The sequence below is a fragment of the Bradyrhizobium genomosp. I (2014) genome, from assembly GCF_000261685.1.
Lineage (GTDB): Bacteria > Pseudomonadota > Alphaproteobacteria > Rhizobiales > Xanthobacteraceae > Bradyrhizobium.
On record NZ_AJQE01000019.1, the window covers coordinates 17,578 to 28,756 of the forward strand.

Sequence of the window (11,179 nt, forward strand, 5' to 3'; positions counted from 1 at the left end):
GGTCGCCCGGCCTTCCCTGCGCGGATGGTTTTAACGGTGTCCTTCGTGCTCTCCCCGGGGAGCGATGCACTATTGCCCCCGTCACCTTGCGGATGGCTGACGCGCGCACCCGGTCGGGCCGCCACATCACCGCAAGCCTTGACGCACAGACCCCGGGCGTCAGGACCACACGACTTCTCCGTCCGCGCACATCCTCATCCGCATTCCCGACGGCTGGCGTGCGCTCACCGTCGAGGCCGAACAAGGACGCTGTCAGCGCCGTGTCGTATCGCGTCTGCCGCTGCTCACGGATTTCCCCGCCCTGCAGCCAACTTCGCGCGCCGACGCCGTCGCGGCCACCGCATCCCGGCCCGCGTCTCGTGACGATCGCGAAACGCCCCTTGCGGCGGGCGGGATAACGCGGGTTGTACGGTAACACAGAATTTCTGTAAATGCGAATATTTTGCCGCAAGGCAATTGACCCGGCACTGGCGTGTTTTGCCCGTCGGGCAGCACAACGGATTGTAGCTGGGGTGGACCAAGCTCGTGCAGGACCGATCCGGCGGCGGCATCGACGTGCTGGACGGGGGTCCCGGCGACAACGTCGTGATCCAGTCGTTGCTCGCCCAGGCAAGCTTCCACGCGGGCACGCTGGTCTGAGCACGTGATGGTGCGGCGGGCACGATCGTGCGCGACCTCGGCGCGCGCGATCGTCAGTTCGGACAGGGTTGTCCGGCGGCGCCCCACAGGGCCATGTCCTTGACGTGATCCTCGAAGGTGCCCGGCGGCGTCGAACGGCCTGCTCCGGGCGCCCAGCCCCGCGGGATGAAGCCGTTCAGCGACGCATCGTGCCGCAAGTGCTCGACGAGGCCGGCCGCGTCGCGCCCCCCATTGCGCTTGGGGTCCTTCATCTGCGCGCAGATCTCGGCGCCGCTCTTGCCGAACCAGATGAAAGCCACCGGCGCGAGTTGCCAGTCGATGCCGGCGCGCGGCGGCGACGGTGCCGGCTCGTTCGCCTGGGTGGACGTCATGTGACAGGTTGCGCAGGGAATCGCCTCCGCGCCGATGCGGCTCTCGCCACCGTGGATATTCATGCCATGCGGGCGCGGCCTGGTTTCGCCTGCCGGGGTCCAGATCGGTATGGCCTTGGCATCGACGTGGCAGTTGGCGCACCGGGGATGGGTCACGACGGCTTCGATCCGCTTCCAGGCCTCCAGTCCGGCGGCGCGGCTGACGCTGCCGGGCGGCAGCACATCCTTTGCGGCCTCGTCCTTGGCTGCGACGATCCCGGTGAAGGCCGCGATCGCAGAAGCCGCGAAGACGACCGCAATCAGAGATCTCTTCATGGCTCGCCTCACACGAAATCGATGAACTTGTTGAAGGGCATTTCGCGGATGCGCTTTCCGGTCGCCGCGAAGATCGCATTGGCGAGCGCGGGGGCAGCGGGAGGCACCGGCGGCTCGCCGACACCCCTCACCTTGGGATCGTTCTCCAGCCCCCGAACTTCGATGACCGGACATTGATAGATCCGCATGGCTTCATGGTGGTTGTAGTTGGTCTGCTGCACCGCGCCCTTGGCGTAAGTGAGCTCGCAATTGATCGCATGGCCGAGCCCCCAGACGACGCCACCCTGCACCTGGTTCTCGAAATTGACGGGATCGACGACCTTGCCGACATCGGCCGCGACCCAGACCTTGTCGATCCTGATGCCCCGGTCTGTGGCCGTCACCTCGACGACTTCAGCCGTCGGTGTGCCGAACGATTCCACGAAGGCGACACCCCGTCCCCGGCCGTTGCCGAGCGGCCCCTTCCAGTCCGACATCTCCGCGACGGTCTCCAGCACCTTGCGATAGTGCGGCACGGTGCACATCGCGATGCGCGCCTTCATTGGATCGAGGCCGGCCGCATGGATCAATTCGTCGATGAAGCTCTCCGTGAAGAAGCCCGATGTCGAGGCGCCGACCGACCGCCACGTGGTGCTTGGCGACAGTCCCTGCGCCTCGTAGCTGGTGGCCCGGAAATTGGGGATGTCGTAATAGACGTTCCACAGGCCGGCGGCCAATTGCCCGTCGGGATCCTTCGAGGGCGTGCCCGAACGCTCGAGCAGTCCCTTGAGCGGCGTCGTCGAGGCCAGTTGCAGATCGGCGGCGACGATCTTGCTCTTGTCGACGCTGCCGCGATGCCGCGCGATCGCAATCTGCCGCGGAATGTCCTGGAGGAAATCCTCTTCGCGCGAGAACACGAGCTTGATCGGCGTGCCCTTCATCTGATTGGCGATCTCGGCGAGAACGCGGACGTTCTCGTACTCGAGACGGTGGCCGAAACTTCCGCCACTCCACTGGTTGTGGAAGGTGACCTGTTCCGGCTTGAGGCCGATCGCCGTCGCCGCGACATATTGCACGAAGCGCGGGCTCTGATGACCAACCCAGATCTCCATGCCCTTGTCGGTGACGAGGCCGATCCCGTTCAGCGGCTCGAGCGGCTGATGCGCCACATAGGGTGCGCGATATTCGGCTTCGACGAGCTTGCCCGTCTTCAGGCCGGCTTCGATGTCGCCGATTTTTCGCCACTCCTTGCCCAGGAATTCCGGCTTGAAAGAGGATTCCAGCACTTTCCAATGGTCGGCCTGCTCGGCCGGATAGGCGGAAGGCGCCCACTCGCAGGCGATGGCCTCGACCGCCTTCATCGCGTACCAGCTGTTCGTGGCGATCACCGCGACGCCATTCTTGATTTCGAGGATCTTCTTGACCCCCGGCATCGACCGGGCCTTGCCGGCATCGTATGATTTCAGCGGCTGTCCCTTGTTGGGGTTCAGCTTGACGGAGGCATACATCATGCCCTCCGTTCTCTGGTCGATGCCGAACTTCAGCTCGCCCATCACTTTCGAGCGGACGTCGAGCCGCATCATCGGCTTGCCGAGCATGCGCCATTTGGACGGGTCGCGCGGCTGCGCATCGAGCACCGGCGGAATTTTCGACGCCTCCGCCGCGAGTGCGACATAGGCGATCTTGGTTCCGTTGGGCAGGATCACATGGCCTGATTGAGTGCGAAGGTCGGCCACTGCGACGCCCGAACGTTTGGCGGCAGCGGCTTTGAGCGTTTCGCGCGCAACCGCGCCGGCGACACGCAGCTTGTCGTAGGTGTCCGGCAGCGTGCTCGACCCACCGGTCATCTGCAGGCCGGCCTGTCTCAGCCATTCGAGCGTCTTGGCGCGCGCTTCCTCCGCGGCCGGGCTCTGGTCCGCGGCCACGAAGGGCGCGAACTCGTCGGCGAAGCCGGTGTTGAAATAGGCGGGGCTTGGACCGGCGAACCGGATTCCGAACTGGCCGGGGTCGAGGTCCATCTCTTCGGCGATCATGATCGGCTGCACCGAGCCGACGCCCTGGCCGATGTCGGCGTGTTGCGCGATCAGCGTGATCTTGTCCGGGCTGATCTCGACCCAGGGATTGAAGGTCACCGAGTTCGGTCCGAGGCCGGCGGCCAGCGGATTGTCATCGGCGCTCGGCGCGGCCGCTTCGGCGCTGCCATAGGCGCCGAAGGCAATGCCGCCGGCGACCGCGGCGGAGCCGATAACGAAGGCCCGGCGCGAAAGGCTCTGCATGTGACCCATCTCACTTCTCCGCCATCTTCTTTGCCGCAGCCGCGTGGATCGCCGCGCGGATGCGCGGATAGGTGCCACAGCGGCAGAGATTGCCGGACATCACCTGGTTGATCTCGTCGTCGGTCGGATTGGAGATCAGATCAAGCAGCGAGATGGCCTGCATGATCTGGCCGGTCTGGCAATAGCCGCATTGCGGGACCTGATGCTCGATCCAGGCCTGCAGGACCGGATGCTGCTCCTTCTTGTCCAACCCTTCGAGCGTGACGACCGACTTGCCCGCGACCTCGCCGATATGCGACTGGCAGGACCGCACCGCCATGCCGTCGATCTGGACGGTGCAGGCGCCGCATTGCGCGACCCCGCAGCCGTATTTGGGACTGGTGATGCCGAGTTCGTCGCGCAGCACCCACAACAAGGGCATCTCAGGAACGACGTCGACCTGGCGCTTGATCCCGTTCACCGTGAGCTCGATCATGTCGGCATACCCCTTCGCGGCGTTGGAGTTAGCGTGCCCTCGAGCCTTCAACGCTGTCAAACCGAATCCCCACCGCGTCTGCGCTCCGTTTCGAATTCGCACGATGACGATAGAGGATCTGCGTTTGGAGGGCAGTTGCACGCGGTGAACCGCCTATCGCGACAGCAGCGGAGCGCACGAGTGCGCCTTCTCGTCGCGCGACATTCTGATCAATGCCAGGACGACACTGCGAACCGCCAAGTAGCGATGGCGAACCTTCCTGCGCGCGCGTCCTGCATGGCTGACCTACCTGCGGATGCGATCAGCCATGCTTTACGCCTCCGGGAATTCCTGATCCTCTCTCCCCAATCGGCCGGACCAACCGGCCAAGCCTTAAGGGAGAGAGACGCCATGAAGCTCGGCACCGCCATCGCGGAAATCATGAGGCGCGAGGGGATCGAGATCCTCTGCGGCTATCCGGTCAACCATCTGATCGAGCATGCGGCGAAAGCCGAGATCCGCCCGGTGATGGTGCGGCAGGAGCGCGTCGGCATCCACATGGCGGATGCGATCTCGCGGGTGACGTCGGGGCGCAGCATCGGCGCGTTCTGCATGCAGCACGGGCCCGGCGCGGAGAACGCGATGGGCGGCGTCGCGCAGTGCTTCGGCGAATCCGTGCCGGTGCTGGTGCTGCCGATGGGCTATCAGCGCAGGCTGTCGCATATCGAGCCGAACTTCAATTCCAGCGAGGCGATGAAGCCGTTCGCGAAGTCGTCCGAGCCGATCATCCTGGCCGCGGAAGTCGCCAACATCTTCCGCCGCGCCTTCACCAGGCTGAAGAACGGCCGCGGCGGGCCCGTCATCGTCGAGATTCCCTCGGACATGTGGAACGAGGAAGTGCCGGAGCCGCTCGACTACACGCCGGTGCTGCGCACCCGCTACGGCGCCGACCCTGTTCACGTGAAGGAAGCAGCCAGCCTGCTCGTCAACGCGAAACGGCCGGTGATCTATGCCGGCCAGGGCGTGCATTACGCGCAGGCGTGGCCGCAACTGAAACGGCTGGCCGAGCGGCTGGCGATCCCCGTCACCACCAGCTTGGGGGGCAAATCGTCGTTTCCGGAAACGCATCCGCTCTCGCTCGGCTCCGGCGGCCTCGCGGTGCCGCGCGCGGTGCCGAAATTTCTGGGCGAGGCCGACATCATCTTCGGCATCGGCTGCTCCTTCACCGAGACCAATTTCGGCATCGCGATGCCGAAGGGCAAGACCATCATCCATTCGACGCTCGATCCCAATCATCTCAACAAGGATGTGGAAGCCAGGATCGGCCTCGTCGGCGATGCCGGCCTCGTGCTCGATGCGCTGCTGGAGGAGATCGGCAAGGCCGTCACCGCGGATCGCGATGCCTCGGCGGTCGCAGCCGAGATCGCGGCCTCGCACAAGGAGTGGCTGGCGAAATGGATGCCGAAGCTGACCAGCAATGACGCGCCGCTCAGCCCATATCGTGTGCTCTGGGACCTGCAGCACACCGTCGACATCGAGAACACCATCATCACCCACGATGCCGGCAGTCCGCGCGACCAGCTTTCTCCGTTCTGGAGAGCGGTCGAGCCCCTCACCTATCTCGGCTGGGGCAAGACGACGCAGCTTGGTTACGGCCTTGGGCTGGCGATGGGCGCCAAGCTCGCAAGGCCCGACAAGCTCTGCATCAATGTCTGGGGCGATGCAGCGATTGGTTTCACGGGCATGGATTTCGAGACCGCGGTGCGCGAGCGCATCCCGATCATGTCGATCCTTCTCAACAATTTCTCGATGGCGATCGAGTTGAAGGTGATGCCGGTCTCGACCGAAAAGTATCGCTCGACCGACATCTCCGGCGACTACGCCGCGATGGCGCGCGCCTTCGGGGGCCATGGCGAGCGGGTGACCAGGCCGGAGGACATCGTGCCCGCGATCAAGCGGGGCATCCAGAAGACGCAGGAAGGGATCCCGGTGCTGCTGGAGTTCGTTACCAGCAAGGAGACGGAGGTGTCGCGGCCGGGCACGTGAGCAGGGCCGGTTTTCAGCAAGGCTTCCGACGCTGGCTCCGGCCGTAGGGAATGTGATAATCCGGCGCGGTGCCGCGTGCGTCGCGGCATCGAGCCGGATTGCGGATGACCAGCCCTCCGAACAACATCGCCGATGAACTCGCAGCCGAGAACGCGCGGCTGCGCAGCGAGCTTGCGATAGCGCGGGATCGCCAGAGTGCCAGCGCCGAGATCCTGCGCACCATCGCGGCCTCGCCCTCCGACGCGCGGCCAGTGTTCGCGGCTATCGCGTCCAGCTCGAAGCGCCTGCTCGGAGGCTTCTCCGCCACCGTGCTTCAGTTCATCGGCGACGAGCTGCACCTCGTCGCGTTCACGCCGACCAGCCCGGAGGCTGACGAAGGGCTGATGGCGTCGTTCCCGCGCAAGATCGCGGACTTCCCGACCTTTGCCCTCGTACGCGACGGCGAGACGATCCAGTTTCCCGACAGCGAGGCCGCCGACGTTCCCGAGTTGAACCGGGAGCTCGCGCGGCTGCGCGGCTTCCGCAGCGTGCTGTTCATGCCGTTGATGAACCGGGGCGCGCCGGTCGGCATGATCAGCGTCACGCGCGCCGAGCCCGGCGCATTCGCGCCCGATCACGTGCAGCTGCTCCAGACCTTTGCCGACCAGGCCGTGATCGCGATCGAGAACGCGCGGCTGTTCAACGAGACGAAAGAGACGCTCGAGCGCCAGACGGCGACGGCGGACATCCTGAAGGTGATGGCCGCCTCGCCCTCGGACGTGCAGCCGGTGTTCGATGCCATCGCCGCCAACGCCAATCGCCTGATCGGCGGATTCTCCACAGCGGTGCTGCGCTATATCGACGGCGCCGCGCACCTTGCGGCATTCACGCCGACCGACCCCGCGGGCGATCGCGTGCTCCAGGCCTCCTTCCCGGTGCCGTTTGCACAGTTCCCGCCCTACCCGCTCGTGGCCAATGGTACCGCGGCGCAACTGCCCGACACCGAGCTCGAGCCGGCCGCGCGCGACATCGCCCGCGCCCGCGGCTATCGCAGCATGCTGTTCGCGCCCTTGATGAGCGAGGGCGAAGCCATCGGCATCATCATCGCCACGCGCCGGGCGACCGGCCATTTCGCCGAGCATCACGTGCGGCTGCTACAGACCTTCGCGGATCAGGCGGTGATCGCGATCAAGAACGTGAGCCTGTTCAACGCAACCAGGGAAGCACTGGAACGTCAGACCGCGACCGCCGATATCCTCAAGGTGATCGCGGCCTCACCGTCAGACGTCACGCCGGTGTTCCAGGCCATCTCCGACAGCGCCAAGGCGCTGATCGGCGGCCACTCCTCCACCGTCACCCGCATCGTCGACGGCATGCTGCATCTGGCGGCCTTCACCACCGACAATGACTCCGGCAACGCCGATCTGCTCGGCTCCTTCCCGGCGCCGCTGTCGGCTTCTGGCATTCACAGCCGGGTGGCACGGAGTGGACAATATGCCTTCCGCAGCGACATGCAGAGCGAACCTGATCTCACCGAGGCCATGAAGGAACTGGCGCGAACGCGAGGTTATCGCAGCATCCTGGTGGTGCCGATGCTGCGCGACGGCGTCGCGATCGGCACCATCGCCGTCACGCGGCGGGAGCCCGGTCATTTTCCTGACAAGGCGATCAACCTGCTCAAGACCTTTGCCGACCAGGCCGTGATCGCGGTCGAGAACACGCGCCTGTTCAACGAGGTGCAGGACCGCACGAGCGAGCTGGCCAGATCACTCGACGATCTGCGCGCCGCGCAGGACCGGCTGATCCAGACCGAGAAGCTGGCCTCGCTCGGCCAGCTCACTGCCGGCATCGCCCACGAGATCAAGAACCCGCTCAACTTCGTCAACAATTTCGCCTCGCTGTCTGCCGAGCTGACCGAGGAGCTGAACGAGGTGCTTGCGCCGGTATCGCTCGCAGAGGATGTCCGCGCGGAGGTCGACGAGCTGACGGGGCTTCTGAAGGACAATCTGCAAAAGGTCGTACAGCACGGCCGCCGCGCCGATTCCATCGTCAAGAACATGCTGCTGCATTCGCGCGAAGGCGGCGGCGAGCATGGGCTGAGCGACATCAACGCGCTGGTCGAGGAAAGCCTCAACCTCGCCTATCACGGTGCACGCGCCGAGAAGCCGGGGTTCAACGTGACGCTGGAGCGCGCGCTCGATCCCGCGGCCGGACAAGCCGAAGTGTTTCCGCAGGAGATCACCCGGGTGCTGCTGAACCTGATCTCGAATGGATTTTACGCGGTAACGAAGCGCAAGGCGAAGGACGGCACCGCAGGCTACGAACCGGTAGTGACCGCCACGACGCGCGATCGCGGCGACAGCATCGAGATCCGGATACGCGACAACGGCACCGGCATTCCGGACGAGGTGAAGGAGAAGATGTTCAATCCGTTCTTCACCACCAAGCCGGCCGGCGAAGGCACCGGCCTCGGGCTGTCGATGAGCCATGATATCGTGGTGAAGCAGCACGGCGGCACGATCGACGTCACCACCGAGCCGGGCGAGTTTACCGAATTCACGATCCTGCTGCCGCGCAAGAGCGGCTTCCCCGACAAGGACAGGTAGCTACGCTCGGAAGGTGCTTTCATGAATCTGACCCGGCTCATTCGGCGACAACTGGTTTCGCTGTCCGGCGTCGGCCTCGTGCTGGGCGCGCTGTTCTTCGCGGCCGCGCTGACGCCGACGCTGGTGCCGCGGAGCTATCTCACGCAAGGCGCCCTCGCCGGCGCCTGCTTTGCGATCGGCTACCTCGCCGGCAACCTCTGGCGCTGGCTGTGGCACTATCTCGAGCTGCCCGAGCCCTCGACGCGCCTGCGCTCGTCTGCCAACGCGCTGGTCGCGGCCGTGTGCCTGGTCGTCGTCGTCATCTATCTGTGGCGCGCCGCAGAGTGGCAGAACTCGATTCGCGCTGTGATGAAGATGCCGCCGGTCGAAACCGCGCATCCCTTCAAGGTCTGCGCCATCGCCCTCGTCACGTTCGCCGCATTGCTGCTGCTGGGGCGGCTGTTCGCGCTTGTGTCGCGATTCCTCGCCAGGCACACGAAGCGCATCATTCCACGCAAGGTCGCGAACGCCATTGGCGTTCTGGTCGCGGGCCTGCTGTTCTGGTCGATTGCCAGCAATGTCCTGATCAGCACGGCATTTCGTGCGCTCGATTCGTCCTTCCGTGAACTCGACGCCCTGCACGAGCCCGAACGACCGCAGCCGACCGCGCCGGATCGCACCGGAAGTCCGGCGTCGCTGGTGAAGTGGACGGAGCTGGGGCGCACAGGCCGCCGGTTCATTGCCTCGGGTCCGACCGCAGCGGACATCGGCGCCGTCACAGGCCGGGCCGGGCATGACCCCGTGCGCGTCTATGTGGGCCTTGCCGGCGGAGGCACGGCGCAGGCGCGCGCGAAGCTCGCGCTGGAGGAGCTCAAGCGCCAGCACGGCTTTGAACGCAAGATCCTGATCGTGATTACGCCGACCGGGACCGGCTGGATCGATCCGTCCGCGATGGATACGGTCGAATATCTCCACCACGGCGATGTCGCGAGCGTCGCGATGCAATATTCCTATCTCAACAGCCCGCTGTCGCTGCTGTTTCAGCCCGAATACGGCGCAGAGGCAGCGCGCGCCTTGTTCGCGGAAATCTACGGCTACTGGACGAGCTTGCCGAAAGACCGGCGGCCGAAGCTGTATCTTCACGGGCTCAGCCTCGGCGCCATGAACTCGGAAAAATCCGCGGAGCTGTTCGAGACGATCGGCGATCCCATTGCCGGCGCGCTATGGAGCGGGCCACCGTTCGAGAGCCGCATCTGGCGCTCGGTCACGGCGAGCCGCAACCCCGGCTCGCCGGCATGGCTCCCCGAATTCCGCGACAGCCGCTTCGTGCGCTTCATGAACCAGAATGGGCCGACAGTGCCGCCAGATATGCCCTGGGGCCCGATGCGCGTCGTCTACCTGCAATATGCCAGCGACGCGATCACGTTCTTCGCCTATCGCGATGCCTATCAGGTCCCGGCCTGGATGAGCGTGCCGCGCGGACCGGACGTCTCGCCGGAGCTGCGATGGTATCCGATCGTGACGATGCTGCAGCTCGCCCTCGATATGGCGGTCGCGACCAATACCCCGATGGGCTTTGGCCACGTCTACGCGCCCGAGCACTACGTCGATGCCTGGGTCGCGGTCACCGATGTCCGTGATTGGTCTGCTGAAGCGCTGGCGCGGCTCAAGGAACAGCTCGCAGCGAAAGCGCGGAAGACCGGCAATGCCGACGACGATCCCGATCGCGGCGGATAGAGCATGATCCGGAAAAGTGGGCAGCGGTTTTCCCACGCGACAAACGCGAAACGCGTTTGCGCGGAGATCATGCTCAAATAATAGAATCCCTAATCCGCCATCTCGACGTGCTTGGTGACGGAAGGGCCGGCCAGCGGCCGCTCCTCCATCACAATCAGGCAGAGCGCGGCGCCGGTCATCAGCGCGGTGGCGGCGCCGAAGACGTAGCGGAATGCATGCCGCATGTCCTCGGCGGGGATCGCGGGGATGCCGCCTGCGGCGTGATGCTCGCCGGCGAGCGGGATGTCGGTGCCGAGCGCGATCAGCAGGATCGCCGCGAAGGCCGCGACAGTGAACGAGGACATCAGCGAGCGGAAGAAGTTCAACGCGCCGGTGATGGTGCCGACCTGTGGTCGCGCGACCGAATTCTGCACCGAGACCACACAGACCGGAAAGGTCGTGCCGAGGCCGAGCGCGAACGCCGCCATCAGCGTCAGCAGGCCCCATAGCGGCAGCGTCGTCAGCGTGAGACCGAGGCCGCACAGCGCGGCCCAGGACGTGCCGATGATGGCGACGCGCTTGTAGTGCTTGGCCCGCGCCATGGTACGCCCGGCGATGGCCGCACCGCAGGTCGAGACTGCCGCCAGCGGAATCAGCGCAAGCCCCGCCTCGCTGGCGCTGAGGCGGTAGACAGATTCGTAATAGAGCGGGAGCTGGACCGTGAGGCCCGTGATCGCGCCAAGCGCACAGCCCCCGGCCATCAGCCCGAACGGTACGACGCTTCCGCCGAGCAGCGGCAGCGGCAGGAACGGCTCCTCC

At 65.5% G+C, this 11,179-nt stretch carries 7 protein-coding genes; 3 read left to right on the top strand and 4 right to left on the bottom strand.

Going from position 1 to position 11,179, the window contains the following annotated elements:
- Positions 1 to 692: 692 nt before the first annotated feature.
- The 3 genes from IC50_RS01645 to IC50_RS01655 are packed head-to-tail and all read right to left on the bottom strand — an operon-like array spanning position 693 to position 4,055.
- Entirely contained in the window at positions 693 to 1,325 is a 633-nt protein-coding gene (locus IC50_RS01645) for a hypothetical protein (RefSeq protein ID WP_035699678.1), read from the bottom strand.
- An 8-nt stretch (positions 1,326 to 1,333) separates the two neighbouring features.
- Positions 1,334 to 3,589, bottom strand: a complete 2,256-nt coding sequence (locus tag IC50_RS01650) for a xanthine dehydrogenase family protein molybdopterin-binding subunit (RefSeq protein ID WP_035699680.1) — start codon at positions 3,587 to 3,589, stop codon at positions 1,334 to 1,336.
- Position 3,590: 1 nt separating this feature from the next.
- Positions 3,591 to 4,055, bottom strand: a complete 465-nt coding sequence (locus IC50_RS01655) for a (2Fe-2S)-binding protein (protein WP_193374077.1) — start codon at positions 4,053 to 4,055, stop codon at positions 3,591 to 3,593.
- A 276-nt stretch (positions 4,056 to 4,331) separates the two neighbouring features.
- Between IC50_RS01655 and IC50_RS01660 the strand changes: the two genes are divergently transcribed.
- The 3 genes from IC50_RS01660 to IC50_RS01670 all read left to right on the top strand — a co-directional run bounded on the left by IC50_RS01660 (position 4,332) and on the right by IC50_RS01670 (position 10,381).
- Positions 4,332 to 6,080 carry a thiamine pyrophosphate-requiring protein gene (locus tag IC50_RS01660; RefSeq protein ID WP_271525616.1) on the top strand — a complete coding sequence of 583 codons (1,749 nt, stop codon included), beginning with the start codon at positions 4,332 to 4,334 and terminating at the stop codon, positions 6,078 to 6,080.
- A gap of 104 nt (positions 6,081 to 6,184) precedes the next feature.
- On the top strand, positions 6,185 to 8,665 hold the full coding sequence (locus IC50_RS01665; RefSeq protein WP_035699683.1) for a GAF domain-containing sensor histidine kinase: 2,481 nt from the start codon (positions 6,185 to 6,187) through the stop codon (positions 8,663 to 8,665).
- A gap of 21 nt (positions 8,666 to 8,686) precedes the next feature.
- Positions 8,687 to 10,381, top strand: coding sequence for an alpha/beta hydrolase (locus tag IC50_RS01670; protein WP_035699685.1), 1,695 nt, complete (start codon positions 8,687 to 8,689; stop codon positions 10,379 to 10,381).
- 89 nt (positions 10,382 to 10,470) lie between these two features.
- Here the strand turns inward: IC50_RS01670 and IC50_RS01675 are convergent.
- The coding region (locus IC50_RS01675) for an MFS transporter (protein WP_035699687.1) at positions 10,471 to 11,179 on the bottom strand (709 nt) is incomplete at its 5' end.

Excerpts from the sequence above, each read along its gene's own strand:
- IC50_RS01645 (WP_035699678.1), bottom strand. The coding sequence starts at position 1,325 with ATGAAGAGATCTCTGATTGCGGTCGTCTTCGCGGCTTCTGCGATCGCG.
- IC50_RS01650 (WP_035699680.1), bottom strand. The coding sequence starts at position 3,589 with ATGGGTCACATGCAGAGCCTTTCGCGCCGGGCCTTCGTTATCGGCTCC.
- IC50_RS01655 (WP_193374077.1), bottom strand. The coding sequence starts at position 4,055 with ATGATCGAGCTCACGGTGAACGGGATCAAGCGCCAGGTCGACGTCGTT.
- IC50_RS01660 (WP_271525616.1), top strand. The coding sequence starts at position 4,332 with ATGGCTGACCTACCTGCGGATGCGATCAGCCATGCTTTACGCCTCCGG.
- IC50_RS01665 (WP_035699683.1), top strand. The coding sequence starts at position 6,185 with ATGACCAGCCCTCCGAACAACATCGCCGATGAACTCGCAGCCGAGAAC.
- IC50_RS01670 (WP_035699685.1), top strand. The coding sequence starts at position 8,687 with ATGAATCTGACCCGGCTCATTCGGCGACAACTGGTTTCGCTGTCCGGC.